The organism is Pseudoalteromonas sp. 20-MNA-CIBAN-0454, from assembly GCF_040308685.1.
Classification (GTDB): Bacteria; Pseudomonadota; Gammaproteobacteria; order Enterobacterales; family Alteromonadaceae; genus Pseudoalteromonas; species Pseudoalteromonas nigrifaciens.
Genome location: NZ_JBEOOB010000019.1, coordinates 24897 through 44801, shown reverse-complemented (window position 1 = coordinate 44801; position 19905 = coordinate 24897). Strand labels below are relative to the sequence as shown.

17 protein-coding genes are annotated in these 19905 nt (G+C 38.7%); 4 read left to right on the top strand and 13 right to left on the bottom strand.

All coding sequences use genetic code 11. From position 1 onward, the window contains the following. Positions 1 to 74 precede the first annotated feature (74 nt). Entirely contained in the window at positions 75 to 710 is a 636-nt protein-coding gene (locus tag AAEZ22_RS10805) for a TetR/AcrR family transcriptional regulator (RefSeq protein WP_011329955.1), read from the top strand. Positions 711 to 757: 47 nt separating this feature from the next. Here AAEZ22_RS10805 and AAEZ22_RS10800 read toward each other — a convergent pair whose 3' ends face one another. From AAEZ22_RS10800 to AAEZ22_RS10775, 6 genes are all read right to left on the bottom strand, one after another. Next, positions 758 to 1861 (bottom strand): HupE/UreJ family protein, encoded by a 1104-nt coding sequence (locus AAEZ22_RS10800; protein WP_339683968.1) that lies wholly within the window; start codon positions 1859 to 1861, stop codon positions 758 to 760. Beyond that, a complete protein-coding gene (locus AAEZ22_RS10795) occupies positions 1858 to 2883 on the bottom strand; it encodes a tetratricopeptide repeat protein (protein WP_338411771.1) in 1026 nt (341 codons plus the stop codon). Before AAEZ22_RS10795 ends, AAEZ22_RS10800 begins: the two co-directional genes overlap by 4 nt. Positions 2884 to 2942: 59 nt before the next feature. After that, positions 2943 to 3449 (bottom strand): cadherin-like domain-containing protein, encoded by a 507-nt coding sequence (locus AAEZ22_RS10790; protein ID WP_338411770.1) that lies wholly within the window; start codon positions 3447 to 3449, stop codon positions 2943 to 2945. A gap of 11 nt (positions 3450 to 3460) precedes the next feature. After that, a complete protein-coding gene (locus AAEZ22_RS10785; protein ID WP_338411769.1) occupies positions 3461 to 5053 on the bottom strand; it encodes a DUF4331 domain-containing protein in 1593 nt (530 codons plus the stop codon). Between the two features lie 170 nt (positions 5054 to 5223). Further along, positions 5224 to 5907, bottom strand: a complete 684-nt coding sequence (locus AAEZ22_RS10780; protein WP_182683661.1) for an anti-sigma factor — start codon at positions 5905 to 5907, stop codon at positions 5224 to 5226. Continuing rightward, on the bottom strand, positions 5904 to 6428 hold the full coding sequence (locus AAEZ22_RS10775; protein WP_011329961.1) for a sigma-70 family RNA polymerase sigma factor: 525 nt from the start codon (positions 6426 to 6428) through the stop codon (positions 5904 to 5906). The genes AAEZ22_RS10780 and AAEZ22_RS10775 overlap by 4 nt, the downstream gene beginning before the upstream one ends. 354 nt (positions 6429 to 6782) lie before the next feature. Between AAEZ22_RS10775 and AAEZ22_RS10770 the strand changes: the two genes are divergently transcribed. After that, complete coding sequence (locus tag AAEZ22_RS10770; protein ID WP_011329962.1) at positions 6783 to 8411, top strand: diacylglycerol kinase family protein; 1629 nt, start codon at positions 6783 to 6785, stop codon at positions 8409 to 8411. 42 nt (positions 8412 to 8453) lie between these two features. Here the strand turns inward: AAEZ22_RS10770 and AAEZ22_RS10765 are convergent, their stop codons facing one another. Together AAEZ22_RS10765 and AAEZ22_RS10760 are read right to left on the bottom strand one after the other, a co-directional pair. Further along, positions 8454 to 8762, bottom strand: coding sequence for a VF530 family protein (locus tag AAEZ22_RS10765; protein WP_011329963.1), 309 nt, complete (start codon positions 8760 to 8762; stop codon positions 8454 to 8456). 54 nt (positions 8763 to 8816) lie between these two features. After that, positions 8817 to 9119, bottom strand: coding sequence for a YnjH family protein (locus AAEZ22_RS10760; protein ID WP_011329964.1), 303 nt, complete (start codon positions 9117 to 9119; stop codon positions 8817 to 8819). Positions 9120 to 9325: 206 nt separating this feature from the next. Between AAEZ22_RS10760 and AAEZ22_RS10755 the strand changes: the two genes are divergently transcribed. Beyond that, on the top strand, positions 9326 to 9559 hold the full coding sequence (locus AAEZ22_RS10755) for a TIGR02647 family protein (RefSeq protein ID WP_011329965.1): 234 nt from the start codon (positions 9326 to 9328) through the stop codon (positions 9557 to 9559). Between the two features lie 35 nt (positions 9560 to 9594). On the opposite strand, the gene maiA is transcribed toward AAEZ22_RS10755, so the two are convergent. Together maiA and hmgA are read right to left on the bottom strand one after the other, a co-directional pair. Continuing rightward, positions 9595 to 10227 (bottom strand): maleylacetoacetate isomerase, encoded by a 633-nt coding sequence (gene maiA, locus AAEZ22_RS10750; protein WP_338411784.1) that lies wholly within the window; start codon positions 10225 to 10227, stop codon positions 9595 to 9597. A 6-nt stretch (positions 10228 to 10233) separates the two neighbouring features. Next, positions 10234 to 11535 (bottom strand): homogentisate 1,2-dioxygenase, encoded by a 1302-nt coding sequence (gene hmgA, locus AAEZ22_RS10745; protein ID WP_339683975.1) that lies wholly within the window; start codon positions 11533 to 11535, stop codon positions 10234 to 10236. Between the two features lie 166 nt (positions 11536 to 11701). Between hmgA and AAEZ22_RS10740 the strand changes: the two genes are divergently transcribed. Further along, positions 11702 to 12133: a MarR family winged helix-turn-helix transcriptional regulator gene (locus AAEZ22_RS10740; RefSeq protein ID WP_011329968.1), complete on the top strand. Its 432-nt coding sequence runs from the start codon at positions 11702 to 11704 to the stop codon at positions 12131 to 12133. A gap of 55 nt (positions 12134 to 12188) precedes the next feature. On the opposite strand, the gene AAEZ22_RS10735 is transcribed toward AAEZ22_RS10740, so the two are convergent. The 3 genes from AAEZ22_RS10735 to AAEZ22_RS10725 all read right to left on the bottom strand — a co-directional run bounded on the left by AAEZ22_RS10735 (position 12189) and on the right by AAEZ22_RS10725 (position 19725). After that, positions 12189 to 15302, bottom strand: a complete 3114-nt coding sequence (locus tag AAEZ22_RS10735) for a TonB-dependent receptor (RefSeq protein WP_197182289.1) — start codon at positions 15300 to 15302, stop codon at positions 12189 to 12191. Between the two features lie 321 nt (positions 15303 to 15623). After that, entirely contained in the window at positions 15624 to 18830 is a 3207-nt protein-coding gene (locus AAEZ22_RS10730) for a TonB-dependent receptor (protein WP_197182290.1), read from the bottom strand. Between the two features lie 28 nt (positions 18831 to 18858). After that, the gene (locus AAEZ22_RS10725) at positions 18859 to 19725 is read right to left on the bottom strand and encodes a S1/P1 nuclease (protein ID WP_197182291.1); all 867 of its coding nucleotides are present in this window, start codon (positions 19723 to 19725) and stop codon (positions 18859 to 18861) included. Between the last annotated feature and the right edge of the window lie 180 nt (positions 19726 to 19905).

The window sequence follows — 19905 nt, the reverse complement described above, 5'->3', positions numbered from 1 at the left end:
GCTTTATTTGCTGTAACTAAATATTTAGATGCAATTGGTTTTTATAATAGACAGGTTAAATAGTGGAGTTGTAAGTGACCCATAAAAGTAAAAGACATGCAGATCCTGCATTAGTCGAAGCACGGCGCACACAAGTACTAGATGCTGCAGCAGACTGCTTTCGTCGCAAAGGCTATCATGGGGCAGGCATGGCTGAAATTGCAAGAACTGCGGGTATGAGTGCCGGCCATATCTATAACTACTTTGAAAGTAAAGAAGCAATAATAGAGAGTATTATTGAGCAAGATATGCAAGAAATGTTTTCTATATTTCAAGAGTTTGAAGAGCAGCCTGGCGATATCCTCACAATACTTTTAGGCAGTTTGCACAAAGGAGTGCAAAGGCATATGGATACCGGGGCGTGTGTAATCGATTTAGACATGATGGCAGAAGCGGCCAGAAACAATAAAGTGGCTACGTTACTACACGAGGCTGATACCCAAGCGCGCGATAGAATGAGACAGTTATTAATTAGCGACAGAAGCTTGTTAAAATCACACTCAGAGCAAGAACTCGATAGCCGTATTAATGTTATTTTTTCGATGATGGCGGGCTTATTTCTTCGAAAAATGCTCTACCCAGAACTCACCGAAGAAACAGTATTAATAGCACTTCGCCCAGCGATGAAAACGCTACTCATGCCTTTTGAAGTGCATGACGAAGTACTGTAAAAAGCACTATAAAAAGTGCTCAAAATTGGTATTAGGGCGGTTACAGGTTAAAACCGCTCGATTGACCATTGTAATGCAATCAGTGCTATAGCAAATGAACCCACCGGCATTAACCATTTCTTATACCACTGATAGCCTCTTATGCTGATTAACACCGGCAATGCTATGAGTAAAATACTGAGCTGACCAATTTCTACCCCTAAGTTAAATGCTACAATACTCAATAGCTGATAATCGCTCGACAACCCCAACTCACCCAATACACTAGCAAACCCCATGCCGTGCAATAAACCAAAGGCAAATGTTACCCAACCTAAACGTAATACCAGTGGCCATACATTATTAAGTGCAGCAAAAAGTACTGACAGGGCAATACCTAGCTCTACCCAGCGGCTATTTGGCGATACTAAATTCATAGCGGTTGTAGTAAGCGTAATTGAATGGGCTAGGGTAAAGGCGGTAACTATCCACGCGGTGTGTTTAATAATTTGTTTTTTTGAGCTAATACCTTGCCATTGTTTTTCGGTGCGGGTAAGTACGCAGGTAAGTAATAAGGCGATTAAAAATAAAATATGATCAATACCAATCCAAATATGCAATATTCCTTGATATACATATTGATTAAAGGTGCTTAAGTAGCTTGATTGGCTAAAATTAAATGTTTGTTTTGCGTTAGCTGCGCTAAACACTCGCGATAAATTATTAATATTTACAATGGCTTTGTGGTTACCATCGGTATTAAAAAAGGCGCTGTAATGTAAGCTAGTTTCAGTTTGATCAGCGCAGCTAAACAGCAGCGGTATTACTAAATAGGGTTGATTAAAGTGACTATCTAATTGATACGCCCCTTGGGTAGAGAGCGTGCATGCCTGTTGTTGCTGAACTAGCTGTAAATTAGCATACACAAAACTATTAATAGAGCTGCGTTTGGCTTTTATTTCAGCCCAGGTTATTTGTTTATCGTTATTAATATCGAACGCCACGACTTGCTCTAAATCGGTTATATTTACTTGCCACTGACCACTATACTGATTTTGGCTAGCAGCGGTATTATTTAAAGTTATATAGCCGGTACTTAACTGATGAGCAAAGCTATTAGTGGCCACTAAACTCGTTGCTAAAGTGAGAATAAATACACAAAATGTTTTCATAGTGTTGCTCGCTGCATGGCTTTGGCTTGTATTAATAATTGCTTATCGGTGCTCATTTTAGCTTGTTGCCAATTTATATTGGCCCAGTACAGAGCTTTATCACTATTTGGCGCTACTGCAATATAATAGTGGGCTAGATCACTGGCATGAAAGGTATCTTGACGTAGTTCGCGCAGCGCCACACGGCTTTTCATCATTGTTTGCCACTTTGTACTAACCGCATTAGTATTTTTTTCAGCAATAGCCAACCTGAGTAGAATAGCATCTTCTAAATTACTGTTATCTGTTAGCAAACCAGCTAAAGTATTGAGCACTTGCTGCGTGTTATTATGTGCTAATTGAGTATCGGCCCACAGTACAATAAGGCTCACCGGCGCAGACTGTAAATCGACATAGCTAATGTAGCTCAGCGCAGTTTGGTAATTATTTAATCGATAGCTCATTTCACTTAGTACATGGGCAGTGGCTAAGCTAATATTTTTATTATGGGTAATCTTTTTTAATGCATTATAGCTTTGTATTAGTTGCTCTTGCTGGCTTTGTACATCTAACACGCAAGTACTTACGGTAATAAGGCTTACTTGCCCAATTAATGCCGTACAATGCCCTTTGGCAGCAGTAAATTCACCTTTGGTCATGTAAATATTAGCCAGTAATAAATGACTATTACTGTGATTTGGCTCAGCAACTAATACTTCAGTGGCAATTTTAATTGCAGCATCAAATTGGTGCTCTTTTTGTAGTACTCGTGCATATAAATAACCAATTAGTGGAGTGGGGTTTTGGTTATACAAAGTTGCTAAATGTGTTTTTAACACACCTTGCAAACGTTCAGTTTGCCCAGCATATTGGCTATTTATAACTAGTTCGTTTATTTCAGCAACAGACAGTTGAGCTACTATATTTGAGTTGCTAGGGGCAATAATTGCATTATCGGCGGGGGTAAAAGCGCTGGCAAATACATTGCTTGAAAATAACATACCCATAAGTAGCAAAATTAATTTAGTGTAAGGTAATTGCATTTTATAGTCCTTTTGAAAAAGCCATCCGTGGCCTGTCAGCTTTGATTATGACTTACTGATTAATTACCTGTTGCAGGGTGGAGGCCACCAACATCTGTTTCGGTGTTGGTAAATACTCGGCCGTTAATAGACAGTGGCTCAGCGTTAGTAGGTTGATTAAATGCATCGGTTGCAAACTGAGCAAAATCGACTTGCAATGCTTCAATAGTAATACTTATCGTTGCTGTTACTTGGTTGTTAACCCCATCAGACACACCAAACATAAAGCTATCTGACCCTGTTTGTTCTTTATTGGGCGTGTAGGTGTATGTGCCATCGGTATTTACAACTACGCTGCCGAGTGTGGGCTGTGTTGTTATGCTGTAGGCAAGTGTGTCGCCATCGGCATCTGCTGCGTCAAGCATGTCGTTAATAGCCACCTCAGTTTGCGTGGTTACCATGGCATCGCTTGCTGTGGGAGCAACATTAACAGCCACTGTTGGCTCGTTGTCATTATCGCTACCACAGCCGCTTATTGCTAAAACACTTATAAGCAAACATGCCTGTGTATATTTTAAATTACGCATTGTTTTACTCCTTATTTAGAACCCGCAAGTGGGGTAGTAAGGTAGGGAAAGCTTGCATCCATCATAGTGGCATTTATTGGTGCGCCATCGGTAAATTGCACAGTACCTACTTCAGCATCCTCTGGTTTACAAAGCCCTAAATCAGTGTCTACGCCTGCTACCGGGATAGGGTGACATAAACGACCCATAACAACTCTTAGTGCTATATCAACAACGTCATCACCTGGGCGACGGCCATTTGGAAATCCGGCTAAATCATTACCTACTACCCCAAATGTTGATTGTTCAGCTTGTGCTGTTGCTGCAATTTTAGTGTTTAAACGCAGCATTTCTGATGGCGTTACTGTTGTTTGCTGGTTAACACCGGAAAAACCAGTTAAAAATGCGGTTATAAGGTCATTACGTGGAAAGTTTGTAGGTGCAAGCGTTGCAAAATTTGTCCCTAGGGTGGTATTAACCGCATCTTTAAATAAAATATTTAATAGTTCAGGCAGTGAAGGATGCGACACATAATCTAAAAATTGGCCATCATCTTTAGGATGCGCAGTAGAGAAGGTGTCTTTATCTTTAATACCAATTACTAGCTCATTAACCAGTGGGTTACCTAAACGCGAAACTTGCGTTAATGCGCCGCCGTTAACTGCGTTATTTGCAAACTTAGCATTAGGATTTAAAATACGCGCTTGCGGTAAGCTTGCTGTTGTCCACGAACCAATTACGCCATTACCTGAGCCAACCACACAGCTTTTAGGTACTTCAATTGCTATAGAGGTAATGTTTTTATCAGCTAAATCATCGTTATCTGCCGATTGTGTTATGCCACCAGGAAAGCCCGAGCCATCACCAGCACCCGCAGCACTGTCGCCTTCAACGGGTACGTAGTTTACTAAATCAAAGGTTTTGCCTAGGTTAACTACAAAAGGGTCTTTACGTTGACCAACGAACACTTTAGCCATGCCATCACAGTTCGCAATAGCGACTTGATACATAAATTGGTCGGCATACATTTGGTAATCTTGCTTTGAGGTAAAGGTTTTATTACCTACATAATCAAGCGGTTTATTAAAAGTAGTTGAGCTAGTAGTAGTGTTACTAAGCTGTACGCTAGTGCCTGTTTTTTGCGGGCCGCTGATCATTCTTACGGTGTAAGATTCACTAAAGTTAGCAGCATTATCATTACCTGCCGTAATACCGCCGACATTTTTTAGTGGTACAGATACAGTACGCTGATTGCCCTCAGGGCCTACGGTTAATTGCACACCTTGATTATTATTAGGCAACATACTTTTAAAGTTAAACGCAAAAGTAATATCTTCAACAGCGTCACCATCGTTATCAATGTGAATGCTGTAAGTAGCATCAGGATCCATGGCAAAGTAATTAGGACCACCGTAGGCATCTTGCAATGGAATGTAATTAGCAATCAAGGTAACAAAGTCACCACGACCTTGCTCATAACTATTAAAAACATAAAAGTCGGTAGAGTCTAATGTTGGAAAGCGACTAATATTAGGCGCTTCTCTGTGGCTTGATGCTTCACTTGGTGCACTTACAAAAGTAGCACATATAACAACTGCGAGTATTGATGGAGTAAAAGCTTTCATGACTTTGTCCTTTAGTTTTTGATTGAAGTCATTAGTAATACGAGGCAGGGTTTAAATTGGATGCAAGAAAGTTAACTTATTTTTAATTAATGTGCTTTATTTGTTAATTCACGCTATTTAGCTCTAATACCTTATTACTGAGAAAAGATAAAAGAGCTGTTTTTAGTAATTTATAAAAGTACTAATTCAGTAGTATAGAGTACTTCGCTTGGCTCGCCGTTTGGCGAGCCGCCAATAGGTTCTAAACTTACAGCCAATAGAGCAACATTACTGGCTTTAAAAAGGCTGTTTTTAGCTAGCGTTTTGCTACCTGTTTTAGGGAGTAAGCCCAGCGATATTGGTGCGTCTTGGTCTTTTAGTATCATCCACAGCTCATAGTCTTTATCTGTTTTAGCAACAAGCTGACTACTTGCCTTAATTGATAAAGCCTGCTCATTAACATCAATAAACCATAACGGTTGCTGCGCTTTATTTTGCACTAATGCAATTTGCTGAATATTGCTAACATTAGTGGCCGGTTGCATTACTAAAAAGGCTAATACAATTGAAGCTGCTGTAGCAACAAGCGACCAAGTGCGCCAAATTGAAGGTTGTGTACGAATTATTGTTTTCGTTGGTTGGGGCTGGTTTTCAATTTGTTGTAATATTTTTGGCCATAAGTCGTCACTTGGTGCTAGTGGCGTAATAGCGCTGGCTAAATTATTTAAATTTTGCTCCCACATTGTTGTGGCCTCACGTGCTTTGCTGGAGTTGAGGAGTAATCGCTGAAAACGCTTACGGGTTGAGCTTGATAGCGTACCAAGTACATATTGCCCTGCAAGTGCATTTAATACCTCGGGTTTATTATAATTCATAGGGTTAAACACCTTTGTAGCTGAACTAGTCCACGGCGGATCCAACTTTTTACCGTACCTAAAGGCGTGTCGATATGTTCAACTAATTCACTGTGGCTTAAGCCTTTGTAATAGGCCAAGTGAATCGCTTGTTTTTGCTGTGGCTCTAATTGCTCTATACAGCTTACGAGTTTGGTGTTTTCGGCATAACTTACCTCAATATCGTGCTCGTTTATATCGTCGTCGCCTAGTGATTGCTCCTTGCGCACTTTGTTGTAGCGCAGCGCATCAAGGCTTCGGTATCTAACAATGCTGATCATCCAGCTAATAACCGTTCCCTTAGATGAATTATACTCAGATGCGTTATGCCAAATTTTAATAAAAGCTTCTTGCAATACTTCTTCCGCATGCGCTCTGTTTGTTAACATATTTAAAGTTATAGCAAATAATTTTCCGCTGGTTTGCTGATAAAGATTAGCGAATGCGTGTTTATCGCCTTGAGCGGTTGAACACAAAAGGGGGAGTAAATCGTCGTTTTCCATGATTACCTTAATATTTTTATTATTAGTTAAATAAACGTGTGAGAGTTGTTTGTGGATGCAAAAACATGCTTAGATGTGCTTATAGATTAGCTGTAATACAGCTCAATACAAGTAAACAAAGAGTATTGCTGTTACTTTATACCAGTGTGAACAATTAACCTACTATAGTGTAAAAGTAGCTACGGTTTATAAGTGGGCTAATAAAAGGCTTAATAAATAGAAATTAAAATGTTAATTATCAATAATATAACTAACGAGGAATAAGTGAATGCTGGCGTGAAATTTGCTTTTACAATATTAAGGCATGATTAATAAATATAACAACAACGAGCATATATTATAAAAGGAGAACATATGTGGGCTGCAATTAGTTACTTACTATTGGCATTTATACTCATATTTATTGGCTGGGAAGTTAACTCAATTTACTTTTCGATTGTATTTTATTGGAGTGCATTGTCACTACTTTTAGTGGGGGGCGCTTATATATTCGATATAGCAAAAGTGTTTAGAAAACGAGAAAACGGCGTTATCCCTTTTTATATTCGCTGGGCGTTTATTCCTTTTTTATTTGGCGCACAATTATACAATGCGTGGGCTCGTAAACACGATAAAGTGCCGCCTATTCAAAAGATTAATGAACATTTGTTTTTGGCATGTCGATTATTTCCCTCTGACATAGATACGCTAAAAGAAAACGGTATTACCGCAATACTTGATGTAACGTGCGAGTTTGACGGTTTAGAGTGGAGCTCTACGCAAGAAAACATTAATTATTTAAACATTCCGGTACTCGATCATAGCGTTCCTACGCATTCGCAGTTAAACCAAGCAATTAATTGGATCCATCATCATGTACAAAAAGATCGCCGTGTGGTGGTGCATTGTGCTTTAGGGCGCGGGCGCTCTGTGTTTGTAATGGCGGCCTACTTGCTTAGCCAAAATAAAGATGCCGATGTGCATCAAATACTGGCACAAATAAAAGAAACTCGCGAGACAGCTAATCTTAATAAACGCCAATTACATCACTTAGCTAAGCGCCATAAAAAAGGTGAGTTAGTAATTAAAAACAAAGCATTTTTGATTGCAAATCCAGTGTCGGGCACAAAAATGTGGCAAGACAAACAACACCTAATTATTGCTAGTTTATCGGCTTATTACGACTTAACCGTATTAACAACCTCAAAAGAAGTTAACGGCGTAGCGCTTGCTAAACAGGCAATAAAAGAGCAGCCAGATATTATTATTGCTTGTGGTGGTGACGGCACAGTGACAGAAGTGGCCAGTGTATTAGTGCACACTAAATGCAGGTTGGGTATTATTCCGCTGGGCACGGCTAACGCATTAGCGCATGTGTTAATGGGCATAAAATCAAAATTTATTCCTGTTGAACAAGCCTGTGATTTAATTATTGATGGGCAAACAAGTTTAATCGACACAGCTTATTGTAACGACGAGCTAATGTTACTACTGGCAGGAATTGGCTTTGAACACTCCATGATTGAAAAAGCCGACCGTGAAGCTAAAAACAAATCTGGGCAACTGGCCTATTTAAATGGTTTTTTACAAGCTTTTGGTGAACAAAAAGCACAAGTATTAACAATAAAGCTTGATGATAACGAACCAACGCAAGTAAGTACCAATAGTTTTATTGTTGCTAATGCCGCACCCTTTACTACTTTGCTAGCTCAAGGTGGCGGGCAGCCCGATCATAGTGACGGGCTTCTTGATGTGAATTGGTTAATACCCAATAAAGAAAATGGCACTACAGTACTGAGTATTGCCGAGCTTATGTTTAGCAGCATTACACAAACACATTTAGCTATTAATTCGCATCATACAAATGCTAAAAGAGTGGAAGTAAGTGCAGAGCAAGAGATTAAATACGTAGTAGATGGAGAGGTGAAAACTTCTAACAAATTAGTTATTACAATTTCACCTGGATCATTAAACGTTATTTGCAAAGAACAGCTAGATAAATAATACACGGCTATAAAACGGCGTTATTACACGCCGTTTTATTATTTATTTTTTGATCGAAGGCCAAACAAAGCCCGATGTATCAGGTGCTCTATCGGAAGTGGGCCTTGGTGCACTTTTGGGTCTACGAATTGGCTTGTTATTTATGGTATGAATATAAAGCGCTTCTACTTTATCTCGTGCCCATGGGGTTTTACGCAAAAATTTTAAGCTCGATTTAATGCTTGGTGCATCAGTAAAGCATTTAATTTTAACCTGTTCACCCAAAGTTCTCCAGCCAAGTCGTTGCTCTAACTCAACAAGTATTTGTTCTAACGTTACCCCATGTAAAGGGTTTTTAGGTTGATTATCCATAGCTACACTACTTATTTAAACTGCGCATAGTGTAACTTAATTCACTCGTAGAGGCTAATTCACTGTAATTGTAGCGGGCTTAGTAGGGTAAATAGCATTGCCTTGTTTGTCGAGTTTAAGCCAAATTAGTTGACTGTTGTTATGTTGTACAAATTTAGCCCCGCAAATAAGCGTAAATGAGTGTATTTGTATTAACGCTCCTTCGCTGTAGCGTTTATTGTCGTACCAACAACTTGTGTCGGTATTTACAAACTGATTAGCATCGATAACAGAGTGGGTTTTAATTGTATTAGCATGGCTGAGTAGCGAATAGCTTAAGCAGCTAATATAAAAACATAAGATTAATAAATGGCGCATTTTAGTCTCAAATTGTCGCAGGTTTAAAAATAATACACTAAGCTAAAAAACATGCTAGGGTAAGGTATACACAAACACCATAAAAATGCGTAATTGGGTATTTTATAGCACCTTAACATTAGACAGCTGCTTATAGAAAAGGCGCTTTCTTGACTTGGGTATATTTATATTTAGTAAAACACAGAACAATAAATAGGTGAAAATATATGCAATTTAACCAAACAATGATCGATGAATTTACACTATTAGCTAAATTTCCGCGTGAAAGTAAAATGCAGGGAATTAAACTTCATTCAGACGCAGAGCCTAGCTTGTTAAGCGCCGCACAACGTTTATTTGATAAAGGAATTATAGATAGCCCAGATGGCGGTTATTTAACTGATCTGGGCTTAGAATTAATTGACCATGTAACTGTGGTGCACAGTGCCTTACAAGGCTAATTTTCTGGGTTAATTACCTAGGCTAATTATTTAGACTAGGTTGCATCAGGTTGATTTTGTGGTGCGGCATCCATAAATGCATCGAGCTTATTACAACGCTCATAAATGGCTGCTATTTTAGGATATGCGGCCATATTTACATTAAAACGAATAGCATTAAATACCTGCGGTACTAAGCACACATCGGCAAGGCTTGGTTGCTCACCCACACAAAAAGCGTTATTACTATCAAGTAGATGCTCTACTTTTTCAAACCCTACTTCTACCCAGTGGCGATACCAAGTGTTTTTAGCCTCATCGTCTACCCCTAGTTCGTTACTTAAATACTTGAGTACGCGTAAATTATCTAACGGATGAATGTCGCAGGCTATGGCGTAACTTAAATTACGGATTTGTGCTTTTTGCCACGCGTTACCAAATAATAATGGCGTTGTGTTTGGATGGCTTTCTTCAAGATACTCTAAAATAGCCAGAGATTGCCCAAGCACACCGTCAGCTGTTTCAAGTGCTGGGAGTAAACCTTGTGGATTTTTATCTAAGTAGGCTGCACCTAATTGTTCAGACTTTAGTAAATTAACACCAACCAATTCGTGATCAATGTTTTTTAAGTTAAGCGCAATACGCACCCGGTATGCGGCAGATGAGCGAAAATAACTATAAAGTTTCATGGTTTATTATCCTTGTGATCCAGTAAATTGCTTTTTAATTGTGCGCCAGCAATCAGTGTAGTTAGTTTGGCGCTCTTTGCCCTCAAGAGCGTATTTAGTTGGGGATATGATATAACGTGATTCAAACATAAATGCCAGCGTATTATCATAACGTTGTGGCTCAAGCTGGGCATTAGAGGCTTTGTCGAACACGTCGGCTTCAGGTCCATGTGGCGACATACAATTGTGTAGACTCATACCCCCAGGAACAAAGCCATGCTCTTTAGCATCGTAAACGCCTTCTATTAAGCCCATAAATTCACTCATTATATTGCGATGAAAGTAAGGAGGGCGAAAGGTGTTTTCGGCCACCATCCAGCGTGGAGGAAAAATAGCAAAATCAATATTAGCCACGCCTTCAGTACCTGATGGCGATGTAAGTACGGTAAAAATAGAAGGATCTGGGTGATCAAAGCTCACTGTATTCATTACATTAAAACGTGCTAAGTCATATTTATACGGCGCACTGTTACCGGTCCACGCAACTACATCTAGAGGCGAGTGGCCGATATCACAACGAAACATGTTGCCGTTAAATTTAGCCACTAATTCAAACTTACCTTCTATATCTTCAAAAGCAGCAACTGGGTATTGAAAGTCACGATCGTTGGCAAAACCGTTAGAGCCGACCGGGCCACGCTCAGCTAATTCATACTGATGGCCATAGTTTTCACAAATATAACCGCGCGCAGTCGCTGTTAATAGTTGTACCTGAAACTTTATACCACGGGGAATAACCGCTATTTCGCCCGCTTTTATGGTTAAATTACCACACTCAGTTTTGAGCAATAATTCACCTTGCTGCGGTACAAACAACATTTCGCCATCGGCATTATAAAAATAACGTCCGTCCATCGATTTATTAGCAACATAAATATGAATACCAATACCGGTTTGGCCATTTGCACTACCATTAGCGGCCATAGTAATTAAGCCATCAATAAAATCAGTTGGTTGCTGCGGAATATCGATAGGGTTCCAGCGTAGCATAGTTGGTGGAGTTACTACTTCGGTAATAGGCGCAGTGCGAATTAAGCCATTATCCATTGCGATATAATCGCCTTGAATAACAGAGGGACGAATACGGTACAGCCAACTACGACGGTTTTGTGCACGCGGCGCAGTAAACGCGGTTGTACTAAATTGCTCTGCATATAAATCGTACTTTACTTTTTGCGGACTAAATTGTCCGATAGGCAATGCACCAGGCAAAGCTTCGGTTTCAAACTCATTACCAAAACCAGTCATGTATTTTAATTCGGTAGCCATTAGTAACTCCTGTGAGAGTGGGGTAGTTTAATCTTGTTATTATTTAGGTTAAGATACTCTCAAGTGAGACTAATTTCAAATTGCGTAAGTTAATTCACTGTAAATAATAATGAACAGTCATTTCCAGTTGAATTAAAACGCAGGCCCAACGAGTGGTGCTACAACGATGAAGATCAATTTAGATACGTTTTTACCTTATCAATTAACCAATATAGCTACGCTTGTGAGTAACGATTTTGCCAAAGTGTATAAACGTGAATTTGGCTTAAATATTCCGCAGTGGCGCATACTCGCTAACTTAGCGCAATATGGGCAAAGCACAGCTAAACAATTATGCACGCAAGCTGATATGGATAAATCAACGGTATCGAGAGCGGTAAAAGCTTTAATAACTAAAGGTTTTATTTGCAGCAAAGTGAATGAGCAAGATAAACGTGCTGCATTTTTAATGCTATCTGATGAAGGCGAGGCTCTGTATAAAAAAATCACCCCTGAGGCACTTGCATGGGAAGCGCAGCTCCTAAATACACTCAGTGACGATGAGCGCCAGCAAATGATGAGCATTTTTGAAAAATTAAAACATCAGTTACAGCCATAAAAAAAGCCCATCATTAGATGGGCTCTAAACTAAATAAAATTATTACCTAATTTTATTAGAAAGTGTAACGAACACCTACGCGCATTTCCCAAAGAGAAGCATCACGTTGCACGGTTGTATTGGCATTATTAGGATTGAAATCCGAATAAATATAACGACCTTGAGCGTCAATATCGGTTTTAATCATACGAGAACCAACAAATGGACCTTTCTTAAGAACACCCCAATCATCATTTAACATATTAGTTAAGTTATCGATAACAAAGAATGCCTCACCTTTGTGGCCATCCATAAATCCAGGGATTTCTTGGGTTAGCTTAAAGTTGAACTTAACGAACCAATCTGCATTTTGAGCATTACGCCCAGCAATTTCACCACGTTTAAGACCTTGTGATGCTATAAACTCATTAAACTCAGTAATTTCAGCAGCGCTCATATTGTAAATAACATTAGGATCGTTTTCTAATGGTACGTATAAAAGCTGGCGAGAACGATTTGAGTTTTGATCGCCAAATTTACTATCACTTCCATTAAATGTAAAGCTGTATGGTAACCCTTTGTATGCTTCACCGAATAGGTTGAAGCGCGTGTTATAGCCATTGAAAAATTCATGGGTATAACCAAGGTTTAAAGTAAAGCGGTGTGGTATTTCATAATCAGATGATGCAACACCTGGGTTACCAGGATTAGCCGTTGCGACATTACCATAGTTAGAATCAGCAACAGAGCTGGTCATTGGGTTTACATCATCAGAATCAGTGTAAGCATAAGAAAATTGAACTTTAATACCATTATCATAAGCTTTACTAATAGCTGCAGAAATAACAGATGATTGACCACTACTACCATCTACATTAGTTAGTAGTAAATCGCCATCACGTCCTTCAATTGATTCGTATAATGGGCGGCCGTCAAAACTTACATCACCAGATGGACGAAGTGCGATATCTCTTAATATAGCGGCATTACGCTTTTTGGTATAAAGGTAATCAAGCGCAATTACATATTCATCTTCAGTAGTATAAGTTGCGCCAAGTGAGTACTTCCACTCAGATGGAATATCAAAACCAGGATCAACAGCTTTTACCGATGCATCACCAGAACCAGGTACTACACCAGCTACACCATCAAATAACTCTTGTGGAACTTCAAAACCAGGCTTACCACCATTCACATTAGGTGTGTTAAATAAGTCGACATTATCAATGCGAAGACCAATATTTGTAATACCGTCATTTGAATATGAGTTAGATAACCATACATTTGGGTTACCGCCTGAGAATAAGCCCATGCCCGCACGCACTTCTAGTGCATCGGTGGCGTACCATTCAAAACCAACACGTGGCTGAATTAAATCAATGCCATCAAAGGTTGATTGGTTACTAAACCCATAACGGTCAGTAAAGTTTTGATTAAGAGTTGGTTTATCATCACTGCTGTAGCTGTCGTAACGTAAGCCGAAGGTTAATGATGCATCAATATTTGAGAAGTTATACTCATCTTGAACATAAAAGGTATTTTGTGAGTAAGAAAAGTTAGCAGCGGCATCTGCAGGGTTATTAGTTCCAGCGGCATTATTATAATATATGCGCGAAGCTAAACCATTTTCAAAATCATCAATAGATGCAAAGCGCCATTCACCTTCAGTCTGCTGAACAAACTGATTGAATACTTCTAGTTCTTCATATTCAAAGCCAGCAGTAATAGTATGCTGATCTAAATAATATGTACCTGCTATTTTAGCTGTAATAGTATCGTAGTTTAAGTCATTTGATTGACGAGAATCATCAGGACCAAGGTAGACAGTGCCGCCGTCAGTTGCTTCAATTTGGAATTCACCAAAACTACTTGCAGCATCTAGAGAGTTTACACGTGCATCGAGTTCAGATTTACCAAGGCGAACTTCAGTTGAAAAACTATCATTCCAATCTGAATATAATGAACCTACGATTGAGGTGAATTCAGCGCCTTGTTCAAAAAAATGGCTATCTAAAGATAAGCGAGTAGACCCCGTATCTGACTGAGATAATGTGTAACCATCATTATAATTATAAACTAAGTTTGCACGATGAGAGTCGTTAATGTTCCAGTCTAACTTTATTAATATTTTTTCATCTTCAACTGGTGAACTTGCAGGCATACCACCGGCATCATAACCATATACAGTTTGAGATATTTGTTGAATACGTTCTAAATCAGCACTGGATACACTTGAACCTAAAGGATCGTAATTAAACTGTGCAACACCTTCAAGCTTTTCGTATGAGGTGAATAAGAATAAAGTGTCTTGAATAAGTGGCAAGCCAACGTTAAAGCCATAACGCTTTTCGCTGAAGTCTCCGTTATCAACTTTTTCACCTTCAATTTTATCGCCTTTCATTGAATCGTTAGTGTAATCGTAAAATACGGCACCATGAATATCGTTGCCGCCAGACTTAGTTACCGCATTAATGTTACACGAGGTAAAACCACCGTATTGCACATTGAAAGGGGCTAATTCAACGGCTACTTGCTCAATTGAGTCAAACGAAAACGGAGCGCGAATAGTTGGGTAGCCATTAGAGCTTAAGCCGAAGTTGTCGTTCATACGAACACCGTCAAGCGTTAAACTGTTAAAACGAGGGTTACCACCGCCACAGTTAATTGAACCACGACTGTCATCAACAGCAACGCGTGGGTCAATACGAATAATATCTTTTAAATCACGGTTAATTGCAGGTTGGTTTTCAAGATCATTAAGTGTGAATGTTGAAGCTGGCCCTGTACCACCAGACATAGTGCTGATAGCACGACCTGTTACTACAATTTGTTCAATATTTGATTGCGGCGCAAGTGTTACATTTACAGGGTAATCACTGCCTATATTCAAAATAATATTATTAAATGTTTGGTCAGCATAAACATCTGAATCAACAACAACTTTATATGGGCCGCCAACGCGAAGGCCTTTTGCAGTAAAATAACCAGCGGCATTTACTTCGGTAGATTTAACTGAGCCAGAAGGAACATGTAAAATTGTTACTTTAGTTCCTTGTGCAGGGTTGCCATTTGGGCCCATTATCTGACCTTTAATTGCAGACGTTGTTTCGTTGGCGATTGCAGCACCACTTACGCCTACACAAGCTGCAATAGCGAGTGATAGAGCTGTTTTACGAAGTTGAGTTTTCATTTTGTTTTCCCATGTAGTTTATTAAACTTTTTATATTTATAAAGTATTTGCACTAAACAAACGAACCAAATTCATGCAGTACTAAATCTATACATATTATACATTAGTTTATGTTTACAAATAAGCTACAAGTGTAATGTTTTTTTAATGTTTATAGATTAATGCTACGGATTATTAATGTTAATAATGAAATGTTCGTGTTGTAAAAGAGAGTAGATACTATTTATGACAGATAGATGAAAAAAGGGAGTTTAAATGAAAAAACCCATTACAAAGTTGTAATGGGTTTAACTAATATAAAACGTAATACTTTATTAGGTATTAAAACTTATAGCTCACACCAATTTTAGCTTGCCATGCAGATGATGACGTAGAAATTTGGCTATAGTTACGTACATCAGCACCGTTATGACGATTGTTGATAATGTAACGGCCTTCATCATCTATTCCAGCTAGATCATATACAGCTTGGTCAGAGAAGCCTAAACGCTTTTCAACACCCCAGTCGCTATTAAGTAAGTTAGCAAAGTTATCAATCATAAAGTAAACCTCACCTTTATGACCTTCAGCAAAACCTGGTATCTCTTGTTTAACGCTAATATCCATAGTAGTAACCCAAGGTTGAGTTCCTGTATTACGGTTTAGAATTTGGCCACGCTCAGAAATACCAGCACGGTTAAGTAGCGTTTCAAGTTCGCTCCACGACAAACCAGATTCATCCCAGTTTACATTTGCATCATCAGCACCCGTTGGGATGTATGCAAGGTAAGCAGAGTTTGAATAAAAGTCACGTGTATCGCCTAAATCATCTTTTTCATAAAGACCCATTGTATAGCTAAATGGACGGCCAGAGCGACGCTCAAAGTACATATTAAACTTGGTTTGGTAGCCAGAGAAAAGCTCAGTGTTATAACTCACATTAACTTTAAAGCTATGTTCAACTTCGTAAGCGCCACGCTGTGCTAAATCAACATTACGGCTTTGCGTTATGCTATGTTTATAATTACTTTGTGCTTGTGATGATGAGCCTGCAGATGCTTCTGTAATATCTTGATGCGCATAACTGGTAGATATGTATAGGCCGTTATCCCACTCTTTAGCAAGTGCAGTAGAGAAAATTACTGAACGTCCATCTTCCGCTGAGTTGGTCATTGCTATATCAAAGTTATCTTTTAAGTCACCTTCGTAGATACCTTCATAAATAATACGATCGCCATCAGCGGTTGTTCCAACAGGCTTGATTGCAGTGTTATGCCATACAGCCTCATTTTCTTTTTTATGGTAAGCAATTTCTGCTTGCCATTTAAAGCCATTACCTAAAAATTCTGAGTCAAATTCATAATCAAAACCAACTTGCGCACGGATGCTTGAAGGTAATTTAAAGTTAGGATCAATATAGTTAGTGCTACCCGCACCTTGTACTAATGAACCTTTTATTTCGTCTGGAACTTGAGTGATATCAACAGGGTTATTTGCGTAGTAACCATCAATTACGCTTTGTGGTGCGTCAACAAAAGTAAGACCGTCTTTTTGGAATGAGTTGTTATACCAAACGTTAGGAATACCGCCTTGGAAACGACCTACGCCACCATTGATAGTAAGAGCCTCTGTTGCATAATATTTGAAACCAACACGAGGTAAAATAATATCTACACCATCAAGGTTTTCTTGGTTAGTAAAACCATAGGTTTCTAAAAACTTTTCATTCAATGTTGGTTTATCGTCAGATGCCAAACGCTCATAACGTACACCCGCAGTTACTTCTAAATCATCAGTAGCATAAAACGTATCTTCTACGTAAAGAGCAAACTGACTGCGCGTTGCATCGTAAGCAGTATCTGCTGAGTTGTTGGTATAGGCATTACTGTAAGTAAAGTCATGTTTACCTTTGTAATTACCTACTTCGCGGTTTTCGAAACCTGCAAAGTTATCAAACTCCCATGAACCTAAAGAGTTTGCTGCAAATAAATTATATAAATTTAAAGATTCATACTTAGCACCAAACTTAATTTGATGTTCGTCTAATAAGTATGTGCCATCAAAAGTTAGTGTTAAATTTTCAGTCGCTGCTTTATTGGCATGACGGTATTCATCAGTACCAAACTGATAAGCTGGTCCACGGAAATATTCTTCAACTTTAACACTACCAATTTTAGAATTAGTGATGCTGTCAGATGTTACATCTTTATAAGCAATACCAATTTCAGTAGAGAAGTCTTCATTCCAATCTGAGTAAAGCTTGGTAGCAAAGTTGTTGAATTTAGTCGAGTAAGTGTAACGATTTGAAGCAAGTGAAACGGTACTGCCACCAGTACCAAAATTACGCTCGTCTTTATCGTCTTGCCATTGGTATGTAAAGTCTAAACGATGGTCATCGTTGATGTTCCAGCTTAACTTAACCAATAATGACTCATTGGTGTCTTTAGGATCGCCACCAAGAGAATCTTGCATACCGTACACGTTATCTAATATAGATAAAAACTGATCAAAGCTTTCTTTAGTTACATCGTATTCATTAGCAGCACCAGAGCCTTCAAAACCATAGTCTAAATCTAACTCGCTCTTCCATGCATTGTAGTTTACAAAGTAAAAAAGCTTATCCTCTAGTATTGGTCCGCCAAAGTTAAAGCCGTAACGCGCTTCTGTTTGGATTGGCTTTACTTGTTCAGTAACAAATGTTCTGTGGCCATCTTCATCTAAAGCTGGTCTGCCATTTGCGTATACTTGTGAAATACTGTCTACATCACCCGCCATATCTGGGGTTGATGTTTCGTAAAAACCAGAGAACTTAAACTCGTTAGTACCTGATTTTGTTACTGCATTTATAGTACCGCCACCAAAGTTGCCTTTAGCTGCTGAAAAAGGAGATACGTCTACAGAAATTTGTTCAATTGCATCAAGTGCAACAGGTGGTTGCGAAGTAGGGTAACCGCCGAAGCTCAAGCCAAAATCGTCGTTTTGACCAATACCATCAACAGTTAAGCTATTACTACGTGGATTATTACCAGCAAAGGTTAGCTCTCCATTACCGTTAATATTTGCAAGTGGATTTAAGCGAGCAATATCTTTAATATCGCGGTTAAAACTTGGCATGTTTTGAATTGTATCTTCGCCAAAAGAGCTGCTAGAACCACCTGATTGTTGTACTATTTTATAGCCAGAAACTTCAATTTTTTCCATGTTTAATGGTCTAAGCTGAGAGTTTAAGCGATAAGTATCACCTAATTCTAGGTAGATGTTTTCAAGCGTAGTGTCGTTAAAAGTATCAGAGTCGATTATTACTGTATATGGACCCCCAACACGTAAACCATTAGCTATAAAAGTACCACTTGAATTGGTTGTAAGTTCACTTACAGTTCCAGTAGGACCATGAATAACTTTAATTTTTACATTTGCAGCACTTTCACCAGATGGAGTAGTGATTTTACCGCGCATTGCAGATGACGTGTCAGCAGCCATAGCACTTGCAGAAACACCAAGAGCTAAAATAATTGCTCCGGTTAATTTCGAAAGGCGAAGTTTATTCATTATGTTGTTTTCCCGTATTAAAAGTTACTTAGTTAGTTGTTTTTTCGCTAGTTTGCATCTTAAGTGCACTGACTAACGGTGTTGCTGATTCATCAAATAAACTATTTAATAAACCAGCGAGTCTTATTCCGCCTTGTTGCAGCCGAGTTTTAATTATTGGCATATGGTCGAAAATGTAGCTGTAGCTAATATTTGTTTCATTTTTATTATAAATTGATTCTGCTAAGTTGTTTGATTCTACTAACCAACTAGTAGGGGTACTGGTTAGGTACTCACTAATTAAAGTTTGATTATTAGTATTGATAAAGTCAGCAAATTCAGTGTATGAGAGGTTTTCGCCTTCAATTAACTTACTGTCCCACAAACTGTGTAGGTTGGTTTCTTGACCAAAGTGCTTCACTTTAATATTGTTACCACCACGGTCATCTGCACGCCCAGCATGAAAAGGTTGATGGCTGTCGCCTACCAGGTGTACTAAAAAGCGTAAGCTAAACTGCTTAGCATCTAATGAACTTTGCTCGTCTTGAAGTACTTTAATTGAGTAATGAATACCTTCAAGAATGTTGGTAACAGATTCTTTATTTTTTGTATGAGAATGATTGAGTGAAATAGGTTTGTTTGCAGATGTATTAATATAATGCCAGCGTGATGATTTTCTTTGCCAAAACTCACCAGGAGCAGAGCGCATTTCATCTGGCCAAGTAGACACTTGTGCTAAAGATTCATTATTTAATAACGGCAAAAGTTTTGTTTTTGTTGTTTCACTAAGGTGAGACTCTGCAATTTTAGCTATGATCCTGTGTCCATTTTGACCCCATGCATGAGCATTAGTACAAACAAATACAGCGCTGACGACCAGCGTTGCTTTAACTGAGGACATTAAGTTGTTACGCATTTGGTTTCCTTCAAATTATTATAGGGTCAAAATCACTAATCCGGTCAATTGTCCTTGTTTATTTGGAGGATAGGAAGGCGTTAAGAATATTCATATTAACTTGTAGGTAAATTAATTAAATCAGCTGCTTATAGTTAATGGGTAAAATTACTTATTGCAATAAGTAATTAAAATTGTTCA